The 21,842-nt window shown below is 43.8% G+C and carries 20 protein-coding genes; 4 read left to right on the forward strand and 16 right to left on the reverse strand.

Annotation, left to right across the window (positions count from 1 at the left end):
- Positions 1-14: 14 nt before the first annotated feature.
- The 5 genes from OSCIL6407_RS0126675 to OSCIL6407_RS0126695 form a co-directional block, all read right to left on the reverse strand.
- Complete coding sequence (locus OSCIL6407_RS0126675) at positions 15-1,319, reverse strand: glutamate-5-semialdehyde dehydrogenase (protein WP_007357962.1); 1,305 nt, start codon at positions 1,317-1,319, stop codon at positions 15-17.
- A 46-nt stretch (positions 1,320-1,365) separates the two neighbouring features.
- Positions 1,366-1,878: a phosphoribosyltransferase gene (locus OSCIL6407_RS0126680; RefSeq protein ID WP_007357961.1), complete on the reverse strand. Its 513-nt coding sequence runs from the start codon at positions 1,876-1,878 to the stop codon at positions 1,366-1,368.
- Between the two features lie 189 nt (positions 1,879-2,067).
- Positions 2,068-2,268 (reverse strand): hypothetical protein, encoded by a 201-nt coding sequence (locus OSCIL6407_RS0126685; RefSeq protein ID WP_007357960.1) that lies wholly within the window; start codon positions 2,266-2,268, stop codon positions 2,068-2,070.
- Between the two features lie 342 nt (positions 2,269-2,610).
- Positions 2,611-2,811 (reverse strand): hypothetical protein, encoded by a 201-nt coding sequence (locus OSCIL6407_RS0126690; RefSeq protein ID WP_007357959.1) that lies wholly within the window; start codon positions 2,809-2,811, stop codon positions 2,611-2,613.
- Between the two features lie 249 nt (positions 2,812-3,060).
- Positions 3,061-3,378, reverse strand: coding sequence for an ArsR/SmtB family transcription factor (locus tag OSCIL6407_RS0126695; protein WP_007357958.1), 318 nt, complete (start codon positions 3,376-3,378; stop codon positions 3,061-3,063).
- A gap of 416 nt (positions 3,379-3,794) precedes the next feature.
- Between OSCIL6407_RS0126695 and OSCIL6407_RS0126700 the strand changes: the two genes are divergently transcribed.
- Positions 3,795-4,901 (forward strand): alkene reductase, encoded by a 1,107-nt coding sequence (locus tag OSCIL6407_RS0126700; protein ID WP_007357957.1) that lies wholly within the window; start codon positions 3,795-3,797, stop codon positions 4,899-4,901.
- A gap of 343 nt (positions 4,902-5,244) precedes the next feature.
- Here the strand turns inward: OSCIL6407_RS0126700 and OSCIL6407_RS0126705 are convergent, their stop codons facing one another.
- The 5 genes from OSCIL6407_RS0126705 to OSCIL6407_RS0126725 form a co-directional block, all read right to left on the reverse strand.
- Positions 5,245-6,744 carry a hypothetical protein gene (locus tag OSCIL6407_RS0126705; protein ID WP_007357955.1) on the reverse strand — a complete coding sequence of 500 codons (1,500 nt, stop codon included), beginning with the start codon at positions 6,742-6,744 and terminating at the stop codon, positions 5,245-5,247.
- A complete protein-coding gene (locus OSCIL6407_RS0126710; protein WP_007357954.1) occupies positions 6,741-7,157 on the reverse strand; it encodes a hypothetical protein in 417 nt (138 codons plus the stop codon). Before OSCIL6407_RS0126710 ends, OSCIL6407_RS0126705 begins: the two co-directional genes overlap by 4 nt.
- Positions 7,158-7,169: 12 nt before the next feature.
- On the reverse strand, positions 7,170-9,347 hold the full coding sequence (locus OSCIL6407_RS0126715) for a CHAT domain-containing protein (protein ID WP_007357953.1): 2,178 nt from the start codon (positions 9,345-9,347) through the stop codon (positions 7,170-7,172).
- A 146-nt stretch (positions 9,348-9,493) separates the two neighbouring features.
- Positions 9,494-10,480, reverse strand: a complete 987-nt coding sequence (locus OSCIL6407_RS0126720; protein ID WP_007357952.1) for a tetratricopeptide repeat protein — start codon at positions 10,478-10,480, stop codon at positions 9,494-9,496.
- Position 10,481: 1 nt separating this feature from the next.
- Positions 10,482-11,003, reverse strand: coding sequence for a hypothetical protein (locus OSCIL6407_RS0126725; protein WP_007357951.1), 522 nt, complete (start codon positions 11,001-11,003; stop codon positions 10,482-10,484).
- Positions 11,004-11,187: 184 nt separating this feature from the next.
- Between OSCIL6407_RS0126725 and OSCIL6407_RS0126730 the strand changes: the two genes are divergently transcribed.
- On the forward strand, positions 11,188-12,165 hold the full coding sequence (locus OSCIL6407_RS0126730) for an RpnC/YadD family protein (RefSeq protein ID WP_007357950.1): 978 nt from the start codon (positions 11,188-11,190) through the stop codon (positions 12,163-12,165).
- Between the two features lie 182 nt (positions 12,166-12,347).
- On the opposite strand, the gene mltA is transcribed toward OSCIL6407_RS0126730, so the two are convergent.
- The 3 genes from mltA to OSCIL6407_RS0126745 form a co-directional block, all read right to left on the reverse strand.
- The gene (mltA, locus tag OSCIL6407_RS0126735) at positions 12,348-13,532 is read right to left on the reverse strand and encodes a murein transglycosylase A (RefSeq protein WP_007357949.1); all 1,185 of its coding nucleotides are present in this window, start codon (positions 13,530-13,532) and stop codon (positions 12,348-12,350) included.
- A gap of 167 nt (positions 13,533-13,699) precedes the next feature.
- Positions 13,700-13,963, reverse strand: a complete 264-nt coding sequence (locus OSCIL6407_RS0126740; RefSeq protein ID WP_007357948.1) for a hypothetical protein — start codon at positions 13,961-13,963, stop codon at positions 13,700-13,702.
- Positions 13,964-14,008: 45 nt separating this feature from the next.
- The gene (locus OSCIL6407_RS0126745; RefSeq protein WP_007357947.1) at positions 14,009-14,524 is read right to left on the reverse strand and encodes a GNAT family N-acetyltransferase; all 516 of its coding nucleotides are present in this window, start codon (positions 14,522-14,524) and stop codon (positions 14,009-14,011) included.
- 253 nt (positions 14,525-14,777) lie between these two features.
- Between OSCIL6407_RS0126745 and carB the strand changes: the two genes are divergently transcribed.
- The gene (carB, locus tag OSCIL6407_RS0126750) at positions 14,778-18,083 is read left to right on the forward strand and encodes a carbamoyl-phosphate synthase large subunit (protein WP_007357946.1); all 3,306 of its coding nucleotides are present in this window, start codon (positions 14,778-14,780) and stop codon (positions 18,081-18,083) included.
- 317 nt (positions 18,084-18,400) lie between these two features.
- Here carB and OSCIL6407_RS33020 read toward each other — a convergent pair whose 3' ends face one another.
- From OSCIL6407_RS33020 to OSCIL6407_RS0126760, 3 genes are all read right to left on the reverse strand, one after another.
- Positions 18,401-18,637 (reverse strand): DUF6737 family protein, encoded by a 237-nt coding sequence (locus OSCIL6407_RS33020; RefSeq protein ID WP_007357945.1) that lies wholly within the window; start codon positions 18,635-18,637, stop codon positions 18,401-18,403.
- 150 nt (positions 18,638-18,787) lie between these two features.
- The gene (locus tag OSCIL6407_RS0126755) at positions 18,788-19,495 is read right to left on the reverse strand and encodes a Uma2 family endonuclease (RefSeq protein ID WP_007357944.1); all 708 of its coding nucleotides are present in this window, start codon (positions 19,493-19,495) and stop codon (positions 18,788-18,790) included.
- Between the two features lie 29 nt (positions 19,496-19,524).
- A complete protein-coding gene (locus OSCIL6407_RS0126760; RefSeq protein WP_007357943.1) occupies positions 19,525-20,055 on the reverse strand; it encodes a zinc ribbon domain-containing protein in 531 nt (176 codons plus the stop codon).
- A 206-nt stretch (positions 20,056-20,261) separates the two neighbouring features.
- On the opposite strand from OSCIL6407_RS0126760, the gene OSCIL6407_RS0126765 reads away from it, so the two are divergent.
- The gene (locus OSCIL6407_RS0126765) at positions 20,262-21,695 is read left to right on the forward strand and encodes a circularly permuted type 2 ATP-grasp protein (protein WP_007357942.1); all 1,434 of its coding nucleotides are present in this window, start codon (positions 20,262-20,264) and stop codon (positions 21,693-21,695) included.
- The last annotated feature ends 147 nt before the right edge of the window (positions 21,696-21,842 follow it).

Here is a 21,842-nt window from a genome sequence, read left to right on the forward strand (position 1 = left end):
TCAAAGTGATTATTTTACAAATCCCTATGAGTAAACTCTTTCGCATCTTTACCAACATAACTCGCCGCAATCTGACCATCCCCAACAACTCGATATTTATATGTCACCAACCCCTCTAAACCAACGGGCCCGCGAGGTGGCATTTGCTGAGTGCTAATCCCCACTTCTGCACCAAATCCATAGCGGAAACCGTCAGCAAAACGAGTCGAACAATTGTGATAAACTCCGGCTGCATCGACTTGATTTAAAAATGTCTCAGCGGCTTCTATATCTTCAGTAACGATCGCATCTGTGTGCCTAGAACCGTAGGTATTTATGTGATTAATTGCCGCTTCTAAGCTATCGACAATTTTAATAGATAGGATCGAATCGCTGTACTCTGTTGACCAATCTGCCTCGGTTGCGGCTGCAATCAGTAAAATTTCACAGGTTTTTGGATCGCCCAATAATTCTACTTTCACAGCTTGTAAAGCCTGGGCAACTATCGGCAAAAACTCAGCGGCTATTGCACTGTGAACTAATAAGGTTTCAATGGCATTACAAGCGGCTGGATATTGAGTTTTAGCGTCAATTGTAATTACTACGGCTTTGTTAAAGTCTGCGGCTTTGTCCACATATAAATGACAAATTCCCTCAGCATGACCTAATACGGGAATACGAGTATTTTCTTGGACAAATCGTACAAACGAGTTAGAACCTCTGGGAATAATTAAATCAACATAACCATCTAAACGCAACATTTCTAAAGTTTCTTCCCGCGTGGTTAGTAACTGAACTGCTTCGGGATTGACGGCAGTTTTAACTAATGCTTTATGAATGATTTTTACTAAGATTTCGCAAGAACGAATCGCCTCTTTACCACCTTTGAGAATTACGCCATTTCCTGATTTAATGGCGAGAGATACTATTTGAATTAATGCCTCTGGGCGGGCTTCAAAAATGATTCCTAAAACGCCTAAAGGACAAGTGATGCGCTTCAGAATTAAGCCTTGGTCTAATTCGCGATTAATTTGTACGACACCAACAGGATCGGCGAGTTTGCCAACATCTCGAACACCAGCGATCGCGCCTTGCAATTTCACTGCGTCTAACTTCAGCCGATTGTATAGCGGCTTGGCAATGCCGTCAGCCTCTGCCGCTTGGCAATCAGCCGCATTCGCTGCTAAGATTTCTGGGGCTGCTGTTTCTAAGGCTTGCGCGATCGCTTCGATGGCTTGATTTTTTGCCTCGGTCGATAATACTGCCAGCGATCGCGCAGCTTGGCGGGTTTGGATGGCGATTTCAACCAGAGAACAGGATGCAACTTGAGAAATAGTCATAAAAAAGTTCGGTAAGTGGGAAACGAACGAGTCTTTAGATTGCTAATTAGCCCACAAAGGCTACTGCTAAATCAGCCGGATTCATTTTCTCATAGGGTTCAAAAGGTTGATGAATCCAGGGATTATCCGCTAAATAATCTACATAGTAGTCAGGCTTTGCCACCGAACAAGCTTTGTACCAAAGGACAGCAGTACGGATTTCTTTGATATCCGAACCATAGTGAGTGTTTAGCCAAATCAGACTCTGCTCTAAACTGATACCTGAATCTACTAAATCATCTACCAACAAAACATGAGTCCCTAAATTAGCGGTCGTCATAGTTAAATCGCGTGAAAATTTGATCTCACCGCGCACTTGACCCCCCGATCCACCGTAAGACGAAGTAGCTAAAATTGCTAGAGGTAAATTATAAATCCGCGATAGAATATCGCCAATCCGCATCCCGCCCCTAGCAAGGCAGACAATTTGATTAAATTCCCATTGAGATTGATAAATGTTTGCTGCTAGGCACTCAATTTTCTGATGGTACTCTGACCAAGAAACGTAAAGGTCGCTCATCCCTGGTGTTATTGAGAAGGTAGAAATATATTTTAAGCATATATATGGACTGATGAGGCAGACTTTCCGGTAAAAACCTTTAAGTCTGCCTCTTACCGCTCGCGATGCGGAGTAAATAAAATTTAGGAGTGTCTCAGTTCCGATTGTTGGTTCGATCTTGGTAAGAAGGGACTAGATTTCTGGTTAAATTTAATCAACTACTTTCAGCCAACCCCGGCGAACAGCGTGGAGTAATCGGTTAATGGCGGTTTGATCTTCTTCTGTGAGAGCTTGTTCTAGGAGTGCAGTCCTGAGCTGTTGCCGGTGATTTCGAGTCAATAGACCAGAGTGATACACCTGAAAAACTAGCTCGGCAATAGTAAATTGAGGTAAAAGCGCTTGAGCCATCATTAGATTTTCTTGTAACTCACTTTTTATAGTTTGACTGGTTTCTATATCAAATAATGTGATTGAACGCCTCTACCAAAGTGATAATTTATGGCTGAGCTAGTGATTCATATCAATCTAAGTTTGTGATCGATATCAAAGGTACACAGTTTTGCTTAAGACTGGATAGGATTGTGGCTTCTAATGAACGTTAAAAAACCCGGTTGCTGCGAGCAACCGGGTTATGACCGGATTGAAAGATTATTTTTTCCCACATAGTTAATTGAGTGAATTATTTACAGCAATTGATAAGGTCAGAAGATGATAGAGATAAGAAATAATTAACTCTATTTGCTAGCTAGGAAATTAATCTAAAATTGTTACCCAACCTCGGCGGGTGGCGTGAATGAGGCGATCGATCGCGGCTCGATCCTCTTCGCTGAGGCCACACTCTAAGAGTGCAAACATTAGACCGTAGCGGTCAGTGCGAGTCAGTTTCCCGGATTGACAGACGTGGTAGAACAGTTCGGCGATCGCGCGGTCAGCTTGGAGAGCTTGAGCTTGCATAGTGTTGATTGGAACTCGACAATTCTAATATGTCGCATTTTCCCAAGCACTCTAGTGATTCAACTACTTAAAGATAGGTGATACTTCTCAATGGAATTTGTGAGCGAAGTCGGCGCGATCGAGCGATCGATCTTTGGTTTTTTTGTGATACTGGTCACATTAAATTTCTGTGATTGACAGTAAGCAATTTAGAGATTATCCTATTTTTGATAAAGACCTAACTCCTTGTAGGGGAGAGGTGAAACTCAATTATTGAAAGAAGCTACCAAAACAACAGATCAGCAATTCGCGATTTAAGGAATTGTACTTAGTCTGACCTTCTTTGCGAATTTGGATTAGACCGGCCCCGGCCAAAGTTTTAGAGTGATGGCAAAATAAGGCGAGGCTAATTCCGACAGCAGCAGCAATTTCTGAACTGCTCATTTCCCCCTGCTTGGCTAGAAGCTCAACAATTCGCAAGCGTGTGGGGTCGGAAAGTGCAGCAAAAATCCTCACTCGGAGCTCAGCGTCACTTTTGGCGGGCACTGGGAGAGGTATCGCTTGGAAGTCGTCGCAACTATCCGTCATCAGGAGTTGGTGTGGGGAATTTAAGTTGGTGGTTATCTCTATCTTACGCTGCTAGAGGCTTTTATGAAATAGTTAAATAACTACTTGACTATTGGTGGCAAAGTGATTAAACTTTTTAGTTAAATGGTTGTTTGACTACTTCATTGCAGCAGTCGGCGGTTGAAACCGCTACTACACAAACGAAGTCCGCCTGCGCGGACTCAAAGAATCAATGGGTAATACCAAATCTAGGTTAGTCACCCCCTTTATTAGCAACAATCCGTCATTGCGAGCGAAGCGAAGCAATCGCCTAGTCTAGTCTCTGCGATTGCTTCGCTTTGCTCGCAATGACAATAAAGGGGGTAGTAAAGCCGGATTTGAGATTGCCTGTCTGTCTGTAATTACTCGATCGATATTGCTCTTTCACAGAGGATACTATGGCTGCTACTGAGAAAAACGTTCTTTCGCCTGTTCAAGTTGGCCCTTATTCTTTGCCTAACCGACTGGTTATGGCTCCCTTAACTCGCAACCGGGCTGAAGCGGGTAATGTACCCGGTAAGATGAATGTAACTTATTATACTCAGCGGGCGGGTGCGGGATTAATAATTACGGAAGCTTCGCAAATTGCTCCTGAAGGCTTGGGTTATCCTCAAACACCGGGGATTTATTCGTCTGAGCAGGTGGAAGGTTGGCGACTGGTGACGGAGGCTGTGCATAGTCACGGGGGTCGCATTTTCATACAATTGTGGCACGTTGGGCGGATTTCGCATCCCGATCTACAGCCGGAGGGAGCTTTGCCGGTAGCGCCAAGCGCGATCGCGCCTGAAGGTGAAGCATCTACTTATTCTGGGCCTAAGCCTTATGTTACGCCTCGCGCTTTGGAAATTGATGAAATTCCTGGGATTGTGGAGCTATATCGCAGTGCTGCCCAAAATGCGATCGCGGCGGGTTTTGATGGGGTAGAAATCCACAGCGCTAATGGCTATTTGCTCGATCAGTTCCTTCAAGATAATGCTAACCATCGTCAAGATGCTTACGGCGGCTCGATCGAGAATCGTAGCCGTTTACTGTTGGAAGTAGTGGAAGCAGTGACGAGTGTTTGGGGTGCCGATCGAGTGGGTGTGCGCTTGTCACCTGGCGGTACTTTTAACGGTATGAACGATTCTAATCCTAAAGCTTTGTTTACTTACGTTGTTAACGCTTTGAACCGTTTTGGGCTGGCTTATTTGCACTTGGTGGAACCGAGAGCTTATGAGGGTGTGGCTGAGGAGAAGGCGAACTTAAACACGGCCTATTTCCGTTCTATTTTCCAGGGAACGATCGTTTCGGCGGGGGGCTATAATCGGGAATTGGCTGATGCTGCGATCGCGAGGGGAGATGCGGATTTGATTGCTTTTGGCAGATGGTATATTTCTAATCCTGATTTAGCGGAACGGTTTGCTTTGAATGTGCCTTTAAATCCTTACGATCGCTCTACTTTCTATGGGGGTGATGAGAAGGGTTACACTGATTATCCTACTCTCCACTTACAGACTGCTCAGTAGTCGGATATAAATATAAGACTTACGCAGGGAGTCCCAGAAACCGGGTTTTTGAGAGAATCTGTGGGTCATAACGAAGTATTTTCGTAAAAAAACCCGGTTTCTTTGGTTGGGTGCGTAAGTCCTGAAATAAATGTAATCATGTCATTGGGAAGCGATGCAATTGCAAGGCGCAAGAGAATTGCTTCGCTTCGCAATGACGGCCAGGGGTTGAAACCCCTGTCTCATAGAGAAAGTCCTCTGAAGAGGACTAAAAACTTTCTGATCTTCAGTCGGTTTTAACCGACTTTCGCTATTAGACGGGGGTTTTAACCCCCGGCGGGTTAAGTATGAGGTGGCAAAATTATTACGAACGGGGACGGAAGAAGCGGGGAATGCTAAAAAATATGATGGCGGATACTATGACCCAGAAGGTTATCCCAATAGACCACCAAATAGCACTAGATAGGGTCATAGTATTATCTTTGTTTTGGGGAGAATATACCTGAGTTGAAACTAAGGTAGCAGTTATCCCACTGGCGGCGAGGCCTGTACTGGCAATAAAGATTGTAGTATTTAAAGCGCGATCGCTCTTTGTTTGCTCAATATCAATAATACCTCTCAAGGTGCTAATTAAATTTTCAATTAAGGTTAAATCTGGATTAAGACTTGCCAAATCGCTCTCTATTTGTTCCTGGTACTTCTCCTCTGCAAAGGCTGCAAATTTTTCCAACAAATCTAGCTTAGTATTGGGTTTTTCCTCTAACTTTTTTAGCCGCTTTTTATAATTTCCTAGATTGCTTTTGATTGTCCGCAATTGAATTTCTAGGCTCTTTAATTGAATAGCATATTCTGACAACAATGGTAAGGCTTTTGTCAAATTTTCTTCTAATTCTTGCAAATCCAAGCCTTGAGATTTAATTTGATTTGGCAGTTGCTTTACGGAATCGATCATCAACTTAACTTCAGCAGATTTTTGCTTAAGGTGTGCTTTCAGGTAGCGACTTTGACAGTAAGCCCATACGACCTTATGCCGATAAGACAACAGGCGTGTCAAGTCAAAATAAATCTTTTGAATTTCAGCTCTATTTTTAACAATTTCGTCAGGAGTTTGACTAGCAGGAAATAAGCAAATAATTAGATGATAATTCTCTTGGCTGAACTCCTCCCACTTTTGCCCCCAATTAGTAGGAACGTGCCAATATTCATATATATTTGCTCCTAGAAGTTGCCCAGGATCTTTAAATTCGGGTAGCTTCCAGCTAGAATTAGGACTTAGTTTTTGATAGCATTCTTGAGCGACGCTGAGAGCATCATGATTATTTGCTAATTGCCCCCATACTAGCCAAGTTTGCCCCATAGTTCCGCGCTTATCGCTATCGAGTTCGGTACTATTTGGGTGATGATTGAGATGAGAAATGATGATTTTTTTATTCTCTTGCAATTGAGCTATAGGCTGCTCAATATTATTTTTTCGTTTACTATTATAATCGGCGTAAGTTCCAGAGCTATCGACTTGCAGAGCATAAGTATCACCTAACTGAGTTGCAAAGTAATAGCCATCTAAACCTGGTTCGTCTTCATCAAATCTCTTGGCATAAAGTTGCACAAATTCGGCTTCCGAGTTTTCTTTTTCCCCTAATTCTTTTAGTTTTTTATCGAGAGAATAGGCGATTTCATATTTAACTAATTGAACTTTTTCTCGATCGGGATTTACAGCAACTAACTCCTGAATCTGCCGATCTATTTCGGGGTCAATTTTCCGCCAAAACTGGCGGCAGTTTAGGGCAATTTCTTGATTTTGCCCTAAACCATCGCGCAAGTCATAGAGGAATAGATTGACAGTGGGATAAATTAACTCGGTCATGCTACTGTCCCGTCATGGGAAATTAAAATATTTCTTGATTGTAGTTCCTCTTGAGCTGTTTTTCTGGGATCGCCAGCCTTTAAGATTGTATCGAGCATTTTACTGAAATCTCCACTATCTTTTTTTTCTAATTGCTCGACAATATTGCTAATTTCTGTTGTCATCCCTTCGCTTTCATTATCTATAATTGGAAAATCTGATTTGCTTCGCTCAACGGCTGGCACTTCTAAGATAGCACGAGCATCTTGGTAAATTTGATCAAAGGCGGGATACTTTTCGGCAAATTGATCTAGTTCATTAATCTGATTGAGATTAATACTAGCGAGGTCAGTTTGCTGCTCGTCAGATAGCGGCTCTTTTAATTGGCTGAGAGCAGTTATCAAGGCTATTTGTGTAATCTGTAAGGCTTCCATATTTGGCAAGATTTATCGGGTGATACCTGTTATTATAAACGGTGCCCAGTAGTAAGGGTGTGCATAAAGTTTCAGATCGGGTGTTTGCTTTCTCGCTCTAAAGAGTGCAGCCCGAATATCGGGGCGGATAGAGGAATCTTTGGGCAACTCTTCCATTATAGCTTGATACCATTCTACTAATTTACCAGCGGTTAAGTCGCGCAGCCAGCGAGCAGCTTCATTCAAGGCTTCTACGTCTGATTTGTCTTGCCGTAGTTGATAGAATTTCATCATTACTAAGCCTGCTGCATCTGATTGTACTGTCCACAGGGTACTGGCGACGCGGGAGACTCCACGACTCAAAAAGGCGCTGACTAAACCGACATATTCAGTGGTAATAGTTTGGTTGCCAGTGATGGCGGTTTCGCAGGCGGAAAGGCTGACTAATTCGCATTGGCTGAGATCCATTTCGAGGATATTCTCAACTCTCAGCCGTTGTTTCCCGGTGAGGCAGAAAGCCGATTTGCTGGGGGTGTGGAAGTTGTAAGAAGCGTGCCCAGTAAAGTGAATAATTGAGTAGTTGTCTAATAGGTGTTTTTCGACTTCCGCTAGGGTTACGGCTCCTCTGGCGAGGCGTTGATTGTTGGGGAAGAATCGGCAAATGTACTCGGACTCAACATTCGCAAATGGCAAATCTAGTAAGTTTTTCTCTTCATATTCGCTTTCGCTTTTTGGGTGTTCAATACTCAGTAACTTAACTTTATTAGCCAGCCCATCTTTTTGCTTTTCAGCTAACCCTAAACCAAGTTTCGCACTAGGCAAATAGCTGATGATGAACTCATCACCAAATAAAGCATGAATGGGAAACCGAAGTAAGTCCCGATGGGGAATTAAAATTAAGTTCTTAATCCCCTTTACTGCCTCTTCTATGGTCGCAATATTGAGAATATTGCCCAACTCTTTGAGGGTTTCTTCCAAGTTATCGCGCCAAGTTTGCGCCCCGCCTTCCTGTTTCTCTCCTTTGCCTTTGGCATATTCTTGATTCCACTTTTTCACCCATTTTTCAAATTCATCTAGGCGAGTTAAAGAATCTATTTCTGACTCGATAACGATAGGTGTAGATTCCCCAGATTTAATGATAAAGGTGTGGAGGGCGTAAGGGCTGAGATGCCAGTAAACGGAGGCTATTGCAGGGTTTAAAAGTTGCTGAATTTCGGTATATTTGGGTGAATACTCATCGCTGAATAGCCAAGATAAGAAAGCATTTTTCCCCTCTTCTGCGGTGTTTATAGCTTTTATTAATTCCCCAGATTGAAGGAGTATATCTACTGTTAACTGTTGAAATTTTTCTAATTGATATTGAAGTATTTTTTTCTGAATTGGCTTTTGGGTTTTAGCAATAAAGCGACGAAATGAATCTGTATGATCTCGTTGTAATTGTTTCACTGTTGCAGTTTTCTCTAAACTTAGGGAGCTGTAGTAGTCTGGCTTAATGGCTAAAGCTTTGTCAAAAGAGTTGATCGCACCTTCAAAATCTTCTAAATGTCCTAGTGCAATACCTCGGTTATACCACGCATCGTGGTAGTCGGGTTTAAATTTAATAGCTTGGTCAAAAGAGGCGAGCGCTTCTTCATATTGCCCTAATTGATCGCAAAGTAGAATACCCCGGTTATTCCAAGCTTGGTAGAAGTCAGATTTAATGGCTAAAGCTTGGTCAAAAGAGGCGAGCGCAGCTTCCAAGTTTCCGAAGTGTGCCAGTGCAATACCTCGGTTATTCCAAACTTTGTGGTCGTCACGTTTAATAACTAACGCTTCGTCAAAACAGGCGATCGCTTCTTCAAATCGCTCTAATTTGAACAGCGCAAAACCTCGGTTATTCCAAGCTTCGTGGAAGTTAGGTTTGAATTTAATGGCTTGCTTATAAGATGCAATCGCTTCTTCAATTCGCCCTAATTCATACAGCACCAAACCTCGGTTATTCCAAGCTTGGTGGCAGCCAGGTTGGAATTTAATAGCTTGGTCAAAACAGGCGATCGCTTCTTCATTTCGCCCTAATTTTTTCAGCGCCCCACCCCGGTTATACCAAGCTACGTCGTCGTCAGGTTTGAATTCAATCGCTTTGTTGTAAGAGGCGATCGCACCTTCTAAATCCCCTCTCTCATATTGCAAATATCCCCGATTAAACCACGCATCAGCATCTTCATTAATCATCTCCTTTTCCCTTTGCGCCGTCTATTTTGTTTAGTATTTGTCGCACTCTGGCAGTCTAATGAATTTGATTATACTATAATCCCATTTTTCATAAAGACTGAGTTTGTTCATCCAACCTCCGAGATTTTACTCGGAAAATAAGTGTTTTATCGATCGGATAATTCACTAATTGCCATACTCCGGTTATGCCAAGCTTCTTGGTAATCCGGTTTAATAACTAAGGCTTTGTCAAAAGACGCGATCGCACCTTCTAAGTCTCCTAACTGTCTCAGGGCAACGCCCCGGTTATTCCAAGCTTCGTGGTAGTCTGGTTTAATAGCTAAAGCCTTGTCAAAAGAGGCGATCGCGTCCTCAAATCGCTCTAAGCTATTCAACGCAATCCCCCTATTTATCCAAGCTTCGTGCTTGTCGATTTTCAATTCAATCGCTCGATCGTAAGAGGCGATCGCGTCTTCAAATCGCCCTAAGTTTTTCAGCGCAATCCCCCGATTATTCCAAGCTTCGTGCTTGTCGATTTTCAATTCAATAGCTTTGTCGTAAGCAGCGATCGCGCCTTCAAATTGCCCTAATTTTCCCAGTGCCATGCCCCGGTTATACCAAGCTTCGTGGTAGTCTGGTTTAATAACTAAAGCTTTGTCGTAAGAAGCGATCGCGCCTTCAAATCGCCCTAATTTTCCCAGTGCCACGCCCCGGTTATACCAAGCTTCGTGGTAGTCTGGTTGAATCGCTAAAGCTTTGTCAAAAGATGCGATCGCGTCTTCAAAATCTCCGAATTTTCCCAGTGCAACGCCCCGGTTATACCAAGCTTCATGGTAGTCTGGTTGAATGGCTAAAGATTTGTCAAAAGAAGCGATCGCTTCTCCCAATCGCCGTAAGCGATACAGCACATTACCTCGGCTATACCAAGCTTGGTACAAGTCAGGCTTAAATTCAATCCCTTTGTCGTAAGCAGCGATCGCTTCCTTATATTGCCCTAATTCATACAGCGCCTCACCCCAATTATACCAAACTTTGTAGAAGTCAGGTTGGATGCCAATGGCTTTCTTGTAAAAGGCGATCGCACCTTCAAAATCCCCTTTTTCATATTGCAAATATCCCCGACTAAACCACTCCTCAGCCTTTTGATTAACCATCTTAATTTCCCTCTGCGTCCTCTGCACCTTTGCCGTTAATTTCTCTTCCCAAACCATCCCCAACAAACACCGCCTCAATCACCTTCCCCCGCCAATCTTCCTCAACAATTGGCAGCGGAAACTTAGCTAAAATCCTCTTACCAAATTCCCCCGCAACTCCTCCCAATTCCCCACCGCGAATTTCACTCAACAATACCAACCGCCGCGCTAATTCCTGATGCGATGTAATAGATGGGTTATCAATTGCTAATAACCTCTCACCAAACTGCCGCAACCAAGCCGCTAACTCCGTCTCCTTAACACCTTTCACCATCAAAAACCCGGCCACATTCCCGCTGCTAGTGCCTCGATCTACCTCTTCTAATAGTTGCATAAAAATCGCCTCATATTCGGCATCAGTCCGGGTGAGACGCGGTGGCGCTACAGGAGTGCGACGGCTGCTATTATCCTGGGGAAATAAGGGAAAAATAATCAGTAGTTGTTGAAATAATCGCTTGATATATTGCCAAATTTTGTTTAGCATTTGTCGCACTCTGACCGTGTAATAACTTTGATTATACTATAATATTAGATCAAAACCATCCCTATTTTAGGTACATAGTTGCGCTTCAGCGCTTAGGGGAGGGTTAGAGCATCGACTACGTACCTTAAGATTGCATCAAAGAATATGGTAAACTCCGAGAGTAACAATCAAAGATATTGATGCCATGACGCGATTTATTCACGATCGCTTTGCCAAAGAATACTTGGCAGAAATGCTGTCACCAATAGGCACTGTTAATATTGGTCGTGATGTCACTTCCGAAGTCCGAGAAATAGATGTTTACTTTACTCCCACCACTGTCACACCAGAATATGTAGAAACATTGGGAATCTTGGGAAAAATGGCAACAGCAACGGCAATTTTTGAGCCATTTCGCAACCCAGTAAGTGTCAGCGAAGTTAACAGTTGCCTCAGCAAATTATGGGATGTCCGAGGAGAATTAGAAAGACAAGCTAGAAGACAAAATACCCGCTGCGAAGAAGCAGAAATGCCCAAACTGTGGATACTCACCCCCACAGCATCAAAAGTATTGTTAGATGGGTTTAATGCCACACCCGACAACGAGAATTGGATGCAGGGAATTTATTTTTTAGGGGAATATTTGCGAACCGCCATAGTCGCGATCCACGCCTTGCCAGAAACTCCCCAGACGCTATGGTTGAGAATTTTGGGTAGAGATGGAGTACAACAGCGAGCGATCGCACAGTTGAGCAGCCTCGCATTGGATGACCCGATGCGAATTAATGCGCTAGAATTATTATATCGGTTACAATCGAACTTAGTAACCGATAGCGAACAGCAATTAGACACAGAAGATCGGGAGTTAATTATGGCGATCGCACCACTTTTTCAAGAACAATTGCAACTTGCCAAACAGCAAGGTATCGAACAAGGTATTGAACAAGGTATCGAACAAGGGATCGAACAAGGTAGACAAGAACAACAACGCTTAATTTTAGCAAATTTTCTGCGAGAAAGATTTGGAGAATTGCCCCCGGAAATAGCAGCACTTCTCTCTCCAGTATCTACTATACCTGTGGCGGAATTTACTCGGCTGTTACTGGAAATATCCATGCTAACAATAGATGAAGTAGGACTGCAACAGGCAGTAAGACTCTTAACAGAAAATGGAGAAAGGTAGAGGTATATCTGCTAATGACAGTTTATTTCTTTTTTCCTAATTTCCACTCTTCCCATTATATTTCATAACTACGCACGTCTCGCCAGAAACCGGGTTTCTTTGTAGATTTCTAGTTTCCAAATGAAGATTTTTCTGAGAAACCCGGTTTCTTTGCATCAGCTCAGATCCTTATACTCTTAATACTACTTCAAAATCAAATAATATAACTCCCCAGTAGCATTAATTAACCCCGCCCTATCCCCCGCTAAATCTCCAGTCCCCATAAAAACATCCACTCTCCCAGGCCCTTTAATCGCTCCTCCAGTATCCTGATCTAACACATATCTACTAACATCAACTTGTTCTAATTTACCCTCTTGATTTTGATAGGGAATCCGAGTATTAATCAAGGCTAAAGCACCATGAGGCATCAAAGATTTATCCGTAGCAATCGAACGTTCAGGAGTCACTGGCACGCCTAAACTACCCGTCGCCGGCGCACCGTTTGTTTCCCTAAAAAATACAAAACTTTCATTTCGGGGCAAATACTTATTCATATCCGCAGGAAATTGTTGAAAATATTGAGTAAGCCTAATTAAAGTCAACTCTTCTAAAGTAAATTTTCCATCTTTAACTAATTCTCTGCCCACGCCAGTATAAGGGCGATCGGTTTTGCTAGCATAACCAACAGTCATCACATTACCATCAGTTAATTGCAACCTGGCAGAACCTTGAACGTGAACTAAAAAAGCTTGAAAGCGATCGCGCAACCAAACTAATTCTAACCCCCGCAATTGCGTTGCGCCCAAACCATCCGCCCCTTCTAACTGCAACCGCGTCGGGTGCGGTTTCGGCCAAGAGGCTAAATTAGGAGGTAAGCGATAAAGGGGATAGCGATATTCCGCCGTCGGTTCCCGCGAAGCGCGGTAAATTGGCTCAAAATAGCCCGTAAAACCTACAGTTCCCTTACCATCTTTGCCGACAGCTTGATAAAATACAAATTCTCGCTTGACAGATGCTTGCAATTGTGCTGGAGAATTAGAACTAACAACTAATTGGCGAAAACGTTGCAAAGAAAGGCGAACGCGATCGCGCGTAATACCTGCGATCGCATACTTCTGATAAGCAGCAGCAGCCTTGGGCGATTGCAAATAGGCTAAACTGTAATCAATCGCAGTTAGAAGCGATCGCTTATCTCCCGGTTTACCCGCCTCGCCCCAAATTTGACCATCTAAACCTAAAATATCCGACCCGCTAACAACATCCAAGCGATCGGGAGTCATCCGTTGTAGCGGCGGGACATTAGCAACAACCGCCAAAGATAAAGCAATAGGAAACAGACAGCCACAAGCGAACAGGCGGCCCAGAGAGAATATAGAATAAGGCATAAGTATAGCAACCGCTTTCAGCGGTTAGGGGCTAGGGGCTACGATGCTCAGGGCTAGGGAAAGAAGGGAAAGAAGGGAATAGAATAAGCGAGTTTCAGGAACTCAGAATGTATTAACCGACGAAAGCGGTTGCTGTAGTATTCGACCTAAGTTAGAGAGGTTTTGCCTTATTCGTCTACGTCTGAAAAATCAGGCCTAGAACTATAAACAGGTTCCACACGAATAGCCATCACGCTACCGGGGCGAACCACCATATACTCATTTTCCCGATTTTTCATCGGGACATTAACAAATTCTTTAGAGTCAAATTTGGGTACAATCACCCCGCTGTACCACTTCTGAAAATCTTGCAGCGTACCGAAACGCACCTCTTGCTGGTGGCCGCCTTCTAGCATCAGGTGTACGACAAATTCATTAGGAGTTCTGGGCATACAGATTTTAGATTTAGAATTTAGAATGATTTTACATCTTAACCCTCAAACTCCATCAAAATATGCTGGATAGCTTACTAAGCCGCTAACATCTGTCAAAGCGCCGGGATAAAGTTCCGCCACCATAAACACCTCATCGGGTAATTCCAAGGAAGGAGTCAAACCAAATTGACTCGCCCTCTGAAACCCAAAAGGCTGATAATATTCGGGTTCACCTACAACCACAACAATACCGTGACCCAACTCGCGACATTTTGATAAACCAAATTCTACTAACTGGCTACCAATGCCTTGTCTTTGGCGTTGTGGGGCGACTGCTAGGGGGGCGAGGGCGAGGGCCCCAAACGTGCGATCGCGCCCTTCAATAGCGAGACTGGTAAACAGAATATGCGCGATCGCTTCCCCATCCTCCCGCGCCACCAGCGACAATTCGGGGATAAAATTGGGGTACTTGCGGATGACCTCGACGAGCTCCGCCTCACCGATCCCGCCGAAAGCCGCTATCAGCAAAGCGCGAATCGCAGGTACATCCTTATCTGTTTCAGCAGCAAAAGATAACATAAGTAGTCCGACAAAAATAAAGCGAATAGGCGGGGCGAATTCTATTCGCCCTGTCCCCTTCCCTTCTTCCCTTCTTCCCCTAGTCCCTAGCCCCTAGCCCCTAGCCCCTTCTTCCCCCCTAGTCCCTAGCCCCTAGCCCCTAGCCCCTTCTTCCACAATGGTGCAAGTTTGTATTACATAACACGGTTTTGACACTAGGGCTTAAAATAGTTTGGACTTAGCGTGAATCCTGTCCAACTAACGATACTAACCTATGCCCCGCCGCCAAGACTTAAAAAAAATACTGCTGATTGGTTCTGGCCCTATCGTCATAGGCCAAGCGTGCGAGTTCGACTATTCGGGCACGCAAGCTTGCAAAGCCTTGCGAGAAGAAGGGTTTCAAGTGGTGCTAGTGAACTCCAATCCTGCGACCATTATGACCGATCCAGAAACCGCCGAACGCACCTACATCGAACCCTTAACCCCAGAAATCCTTGAGAAAATCATCGCTAAAGAACGACCTCAAGCCATTTTACCAACAATGGGCGGTCAAACAGCACTCAATTTAGCAGTTGCCGTTGCTAAAAATGGCGTTTTGGAAAAATACGGCGTTGAATTAATTGGTGCGAAATTGCCAGCAATTGAAATGGCAGAAGATCGGTTGCTATTTAAAGAAGCAATGGCGCGAATTGGCGTTCCCGTTTGTCCTTCGGGAATTGCTTGTAATCTCGATGAAGCCAGGGCGATCGGTCACGAAATCGGCAGTTTCCCCTTAATTATCCGTCCGGCTTTCACAATGGGCGGCACAGGTGGCGGCATTTCTTATAATCAAGAAGAATTTGAAGAAATGGCCCAAGGCGGCATCGATGCTAGCCCCGTTTCGCAAATTTTGATCGAACAATCTTTAATTGGCTGGAAGGAATACGAACTAGAAGTAATGCGAGATTTAGCAGATAATGTAGTCATTATCTGTTCCATCGAAAACCTCGATCCGATGGGCATTCACACCGGAGATTCGATTACCGTCGCCCCGGCCCAAACCCTCACGGACAAAGAATATCAACGCCTTCGCGATGCCTCAATTAAAATTATCCGCGAAATTGGCGTAGAAACTGGCGGGTCTAACATTCAATTTGCTGTTAATCCCGTTAACGGCGAATTTATTGTGATTGAAATGAACCCCCGCGTTAGCCGTTCCTCTGCTTTAGCCTCAAAAGCAACGGGCTTTCCTATTGCTAAAATGGCCGCTAAATTAGCAGTAGGTTACAGTCTAGATGAAATCCCGAACGACATCACCAAGAAAACACCCGCATCCTTTGAACCGACAATTGATTATGTGGTGACAAAAATCCCCCGCTTTGCCTTTGAAAAGTTCCCCGGTTCTGAACCAACATTGACTACACAAATGAAGTCAGTCGGGGAAGTAATGGCAATTGGGCGGACGTTTTGCGAATCTTTCCAAAAGGCATTACGGGGATTAGAAACTGGTCGCGCTGGTTGGGGTTGCGACAAACAAGAAAAGTTACCTTCCCTAGAACAAATTCGCGCCGGATTGCGGACACCAAACCCAGAAAGAATCTTTACCGTCCGCCACGCAATGATGATGGGGATGACAGTAGAAGAAATCTACGAACTTACAGGAATTGACCATTGGTTTCTGGATAAATTTGTGCAGTTACTCGAAACAGAGAAGTTCCTGAAACGCACGCCACTACAGCAGTTGACTAAAGACTTAATGTTTGAAATCAAGCAATTAGGATTTAGCGATCGCCAAATTGCCTACGCCCAAAAAACCACAGAAGATGAAGTCCGAACTTACCGCAAAAAGTTAGGCGTAATTCCGATTTACAAAACAGTTGATACCTGCGCGGCTGAGTTTGAAGCCTTCACTCCTTATTACTATTCTACCTACGAATTAGGCGCGGCAATCTGGGAATTAGGCGACGAACAAAAGCAAATTTCTGCTGCTGCTCAAAGTTTAACTCCAGAGTCAGAAGTTTTGCCTTCTGAGAAGCGAAAGGTGATGATTTTAGGCGGCGGGCCAAACCGGATCGGACAGGGGATTGAGTTTGACTATTGTTGTTGTCATGCTTCCTTTTCTTTGGGTGATGATGGGTTTGAAACCATCATGGTTAACTCCAACCCAGAGACAGTTTCGACGGACTACGATACTAGCGATCGCCTTTATTTTGAACCTTTGACTAAAGAAGATGTTCTCAACATCATCGAAGCCGAAGATCCAGAGGGAGTTATTATTCAGTTTGGCGGACAAACACCGCTAAAACTAGCAGTTCCTCTGCAAAAAGCTCTCACTAACCATCCTTCAGTCAAGACAAAAATTTGGGGGACTTCCCCTGATTCTATCGACACTGCGGAAGACAGAGAACGATTTGAGAAAATTCTGCGGGAGTTGAACATTCAACAGGCGGCTAACGGTATGGCCCGCAGTTTTGAGGATGCTTTAATAGTAGCTCAACGCATTGGCTATCCGGTGGTAGTGCGACCGAGTTATGTATTAGGCGGACGGGCAATGGAAATCGTCTATTCTGATGTAGAATTAGAACGGTATATGATGTTTGCCGTCCATGTCGAACCAGATCACCCGATTTTGATTGACAAGTTTTTAGAGAATGCGATCGAGGTAGATGTAGACGCGATCGCAGATACTTCTGGTAATGTCGTCATTGGCGGGATTATGGAACATATTGAAGAAGCGGGTATTCACTCAGGGGACTCCGCTTGTTCGATTCCTACGCAAACACTTTCACTAGCAGCTTTAGCAACAATTCGCGGTTGGACTGTTGAACTCGCAAAAGCTCTGAAAGTGATCGGATTAATGAATATCCAATTTGCTGTTCAAGGCGAACAAGTTTACATCATCGAAGCTAATCCCCGCGCTTCTCGGACAGTACCCTTTGTATCGAAAGCAATTGGAGTACCGCTAGCCAAAATTGCCTCGCGAGTGATGTCTGGTAAAACTTTGGTAGATTTAGGATTTACTAAAGAAATTATCCCAGTTCACGTTGCAGTAAAAGAGGCGGTTTTACCCTTTGCTAAGTTCCCCGGAACTGATACTCTGTTAGGGCCCGAAATGCGCTCTACAGGCGAAGTAATGGGTATTGACACAGATTTTGGCAAAGCCTTTGCAAAAGCTCAATTAGGCGCAGGACAGGTTTTGCCACTATCGGGAACAGTATTTGTATCGATGCGCGATCGCGATAAAATTGCAGTGGTTCCAGTTGTCAAAGAGTTCTTAGAATTGGGTTTCAATGTAGTAGCAACGGAAGGAACCCGCAAAGTTTTGCGAGAACAGGGTGTAAAGGTAGGTTTAGAGTTGAAACTTCACGAAGGCCGGCCAAATTTGTTGGATTCAATTAAAAATGAGAAAATCCAACTAATTATTACTACTCCTTCCGGTGAAGAATCGCGGGCCGATGGGATTTTCATTCGCCGTACTGCTTTGGCTTATAAAATCCCGATCATTACCACAATTGCTGGTGCAAAAGCGACTGCGGCCGCCATTCGTTCGCTGAAGTCTCACTCGCTAGATGTGAAAGCAATTCAGGATTATTCGTTTTAAGTTGTTAGTGGTTCGTGGTTAGTTGTTAGTTGTTAGTTGTTGTTTGTTCGTTGTTAGCCAAAATATCCCGGCGATTGAAATCGCGGCTACACAAACAAAGTCCGCCTACGCGGACTAATTAGGTTGACAGATTTTTGTAAAAAGTCTAACGAACAACTAATACCAAATCTGGCTTAAATATCTCTTGATTTCTTAGTCCGCGCAGGCGGACTTCGTTTGTGTAGTAGCGGTTTCAACCGCCAATTAATGCCAATTAATCAAGGTGGTAGTAAACCAGGATTTGGTACAACAACTAACCACTAACAACGAACAACTAACTATTCCTGATGAGAATCTAAAAGACCGCTGGATAGCATGAGTCTTGGCCAAATTAATAGGAAAAATCCCATCCATATTAATAGAGGTATAGAGACAATAACTGTTATCCAGACGGTTTTGAACACAAACCAACTCCCAGAAATTAGAGTAATACCTGTTAACAAAATTGACCAAGGCTGACACCACCAAGGCTTATAGTCCCAAGCACTAACAGACTTTTTTTCTGATTCTTTCATAATTAACCTTAGATTGATTTGCGTACATTTGCGGTAAAAAAATTAGGACTTATGCAAAGAAACCGGGTTTCTCTGAAAAATCAAAGATTCGACTAGATATCTATGAAGAAACCCGGTTTCTGACCTCAACGCGCGTAAGTCCTGAAAATATTAACCACCTCTTAATTGCTCAACAAAATCTCCATGTTCTGTACTCGCTAAACCCTGCTGCAATACAGCCAAAACCTCAGCTAAATTCCCCTCTAACATTGCTGATACTGCTAACCACAAACCAGGAAAAACCTGACTCCTAATTATTCCGGTGGCATCCGGTTCTAAAAGTATATACTCACCTTCATTTAGTTGAAACCAATCAATTCTATTATTATAAATCTTCCAGACCAAATACTCCTGTACTCCATTACGGCGATACATTCTTAACTTATCATGGGAATCATAAGATGCAGTGCTAGCCGATATTTCCACAACTAATTCAGGAGCACCCTCTACATAGCCATCCTCACTAATAGATGAATTGCCACCTGATGCTATTCGTAATAGTGCATCTGGCTGTGGTTCATTCTCCAAATCTAGGCGAGTAGTGGCATTATCACCTAGCCTCACTCCGGGAGTAGCACTACGATAAACCCATAGCCAGCCGATTATATTGCTGTGTGGTTCTGCGTGTGGCTCAAAACGAACTGGCGAACTCATGTAAACTACTCCCTCAATTAATTCAGCTTTTTTTAGTTCTGGCATAGCATGATAACGCCGCTCAAATTCAGGCCGAGTCAAGCGATCGCCATTTTCTAAAGGTGGCACTTCAATTGATGTTTTGCCGGAGTTTTGATTCGTGGGAATCTGTAAAGGTGATGGCATATAAATAACTCCAATTTAAAATCTAATAATCACAAATTATGACCGCAACTCGAACAAAAGCGATCGCTTTCTCCCACACCCGCGCCGCATTGCGGACAAAAACGCTTCCCAGAAACTCCCTGCGTCCCCATCTGCATTGACATATTACCCATCTGCATCTGCATGGGGTTCATCTTCATCGGTGTCATCGGCTTCATGGGTTCCATTGGTTTCATCGGTGTCATCGGCCGCATAGTATTATCATTAGGCCCCGCTTCCATAGTCACCTGCACAAGTGCGATCGCTTCCGCCTCACTCAACTCTGGCATCGCACTTAAAACACTCATCCCATTACCTTGTACCATCACAAATTGCGGCCCTGACTGCGATTCTAGCCGCAAAACTATCCCCGATGCAGTGCTAAATGCCGTTGGCGGTATCACCCACCTACCAGTCTGAAAACTACTGCTTGCTTGTTGCTGTTGGCTGGGGCCGCTACTCGATAAGGTAATGACAGTCTGCATTCCCGGATTTTCAATGTAAAGCTTTTGACCTCTACCCAGGTCGCATAAATAAGCCATGATTTTAAGGTCTGATTGTTTAATTAATATTGTAGGCGATCGCGCATTACCTGCGAAGCCCATTTATGTATATTATCAATTTAGAGAAAAGCGATTAATTACTTCAAATTAGGGTTTGCAGATATCAGTAGTTTATGCTACAAAAACCTGCAAAACCCCAAAAGTGGGATCGCTAGTACAACAGAAAAGTAATTAGGATAAATACCATGCGCTTTGATTCTTACGATCCGGGTGACTTCTATGATGAACTCTTTGCAGCTATTGGACAACCCCGCCCGGAAGCTACTCTTTTAATAGAAAGAATTCACTCTCTAACTGAAGGGGAACTCCAACGGCGACAGCAGGCCGCACAAAATGCCTTAGTGAAGTTGGGAGCAACTTTCAATGTTTATGGTAACAATAAAGGGACAGAGCAAATTTTCCCGTTTGATGTAATTCCCCGCATTGTTTCAGCCTCCGAATGGAGTTCGATAGAACAAGGACTTAAGCAGAGAATTCACGCCCTAAATCTATTTCTAACAGATATTTACGGCGAACAGAAAATTATCAAAGATGGCATCATTCCCGCCGATTTAATCGAGTCGGCTACAGGTTATCTCAAACCTTGCATCGGATTAAAGCCACCAGGCGGAATTTGGTGTCATATTACAGGCACAGATTTAGTGCGCGATAAAGATGGGAAATGGTACGTCCTTGAAGATAATATGCGCTGTCCTTCCGGCATTTCCTACGTTTTGGAAAACCGCCGCGTCATGAAAAGCACTTTTCCCCAAGTGTTCGCCAGATTGGGCATTCAACCTGTTGATGATTATCCCAGTCATTTGTTAGAAACTCTCCTAAATTTAGCACCGTCAAATCTGCAAAATCCTACAGTTGTAGTGCTAACTCCCGGCATTTACAACTCTGCTTATTTTGAGCATTCATTTCTAGCGCAACAGATGGGAGTTGAGTTAGTTGAAGGTCGAGATTTAGTAGTAGCTGACGGTTACGTGCAAATGCGAACTACTAAAGGTTTGCAGCGAGTAGATGTGATTTATCGCCGCATTGATGATGACTTTATTGACCCTCTAACTTTTCGTTCAGATTCGAGGTTGGGAGTGCCGGGATTAATGGAAGTTTATCGTAACGGCCGCGTTGCTCTTGCTAATGCTTTGGGTACGGGAGTTGCAGATGATAAGGTGATCTATGCTTATGTTCCGCAAATAATTAAGTATTACTTGGGAGAGGAACAAATGTTGTCAAATGTCCCAACTTATGTTTGTTGGGAAGAGGAGCAATTAGAATATGTGGTGGCTAATCTCGATAAGCTTGTAGTGAAAGCAGCAAATGAATCTGGCGGCTATGGGATGTTAGTAGGGACGCATTCTACTGCTGAACAAAGGGAAGATTTTGCTCATAGGATTCGGGAAAATCCCCGCAATTATATTGCACAACCGACTCTTTGTTTATCGCGAGTTCCTACTATTATTGGCGAGGATTTTGAAGGGTGTCACGTAGATTTGCGGCCTTATATTCTCTATGGTCAAGATATTTATGTGCATCCAGGTGGCTTAACTCGTGTGGCTTTGAAGCGCGGATCGCTTGTGGTAAACTCTTCTCAGGGTGGTGGGAGTAAGGATACTTGGGTTTTGTGTCAGTAGCTTTTGTCCTAGTTCCCAGTTGCGGCTGGGAACGCAGACGATCGCTCTTACTTTGACCTTTGATATATCCCCAACGGTACAAGTGTTTTAAAATGAGAATTGCTGAGAAGGTAATGTCATTGCTGACAATTCCTATAGCCGAAGGAA

Origin of the sequence: Kamptonema formosum PCC 6407, from assembly GCF_000332155.1 — a bacterium.
Taxonomy (GTDB): domain Bacteria; phylum Cyanobacteriota; class Cyanobacteriia; order Cyanobacteriales; family Microcoleaceae; genus Kamptonema; species Kamptonema formosum.

Excerpts from the sequence above, each read along its gene's own strand:
- OSCIL6407_RS0126675 (WP_007357962.1), bottom strand. The coding sequence starts at position 1,319 with ATGACTATTTCTCAAGTTGCATCCTGTTCTCTGGTTGAAATCGCCATC.
- OSCIL6407_RS0126680 (WP_007357961.1), bottom strand. The coding sequence starts at position 1,878 with ATGAGCGACCTTTACGTTTCTTGGTCAGAGTACCATCAGAAAATTGAG.
- OSCIL6407_RS0126685 (WP_007357960.1), bottom strand. The coding sequence starts at position 2,268 with ATGATGGCTCAAGCGCTTTTACCTCAATTTACTATTGCCGAGCTAGTT.
- OSCIL6407_RS0126690 (WP_007357959.1), bottom strand. The coding sequence starts at position 2,811 with ATGCAAGCTCAAGCTCTCCAAGCTGACCGCGCGATCGCCGAACTGTTC.
- OSCIL6407_RS0126695 (WP_007357958.1), bottom strand. The coding sequence starts at position 3,378 with ATGACGGATAGTTGCGACGACTTCCAAGCGATACCTCTCCCAGTGCCC.
- OSCIL6407_RS0126700 (WP_007357957.1), top strand. The coding sequence starts at position 3,795 with ATGGCTGCTACTGAGAAAAACGTTCTTTCGCCTGTTCAAGTTGGCCCT.
- OSCIL6407_RS0126705 (WP_007357955.1), bottom strand. The coding sequence starts at position 6,744 with ATGACCGAGTTAATTTATCCCACTGTCAATCTATTCCTCTATGACTTG.
- OSCIL6407_RS0126710 (WP_007357954.1), bottom strand. The coding sequence starts at position 7,157 with ATGGAAGCCTTACAGATTACACAAATAGCCTTGATAACTGCTCTCAGC.
- OSCIL6407_RS0126715 (WP_007357953.1), bottom strand. The coding sequence starts at position 9,347 with ATGATTAATGAAGATGCTGATGCGTGGTTTAATCGGGGATATTTGCAA.
- OSCIL6407_RS0126720 (WP_007357952.1), bottom strand. The coding sequence starts at position 10,480 with ATGGTTAATCAAAAGGCTGAGGAGTGGTTTAGTCGGGGATATTTGCAA.
- OSCIL6407_RS0126725 (WP_007357951.1), bottom strand. The coding sequence starts at position 11,003 with ATGCTAAACAAAATTTGGCAATATATCAAGCGATTATTTCAACAACTA.
- OSCIL6407_RS0126730 (WP_007357950.1), top strand. The coding sequence starts at position 11,188 with ATGACGCGATTTATTCACGATCGCTTTGCCAAAGAATACTTGGCAGAA.
- mltA (WP_007357949.1), bottom strand. The coding sequence starts at position 13,532 with ATGCCTTATTCTATATTCTCTCTGGGCCGCCTGTTCGCTTGTGGCTGT.
- OSCIL6407_RS0126740 (WP_007357948.1), bottom strand. The coding sequence starts at position 13,963 with ATGCCCAGAACTCCTAATGAATTTGTCGTACACCTGATGCTAGAAGGC.
- OSCIL6407_RS0126745 (WP_007357947.1), bottom strand. The coding sequence starts at position 14,524 with ATGTTATCTTTTGCTGCTGAAACAGATAAGGATGTACCTGCGATTCGC.
- carB (WP_007357946.1), top strand. The coding sequence starts at position 14,778 with ATGCCCCGCCGCCAAGACTTAAAAAAAATACTGCTGATTGGTTCTGGC.
- OSCIL6407_RS33020 (WP_007357945.1), bottom strand. The coding sequence starts at position 18,637 with ATGAAAGAATCAGAAAAAAAGTCTGTTAGTGCTTGGGACTATAAGCCT.
- OSCIL6407_RS0126755 (WP_007357944.1), bottom strand. The coding sequence starts at position 19,495 with ATGCCATCACCTTTACAGATTCCCACGAATCAAAACTCCGGCAAAACA.
- OSCIL6407_RS0126760 (WP_007357943.1), bottom strand. The coding sequence starts at position 20,055 with ATGGCTTATTTATGCGACCTGGGTAGAGGTCAAAAGCTTTACATTGAA.
- OSCIL6407_RS0126765 (WP_007357942.1), top strand. The coding sequence starts at position 20,262 with ATGCGCTTTGATTCTTACGATCCGGGTGACTTCTATGATGAACTCTTT.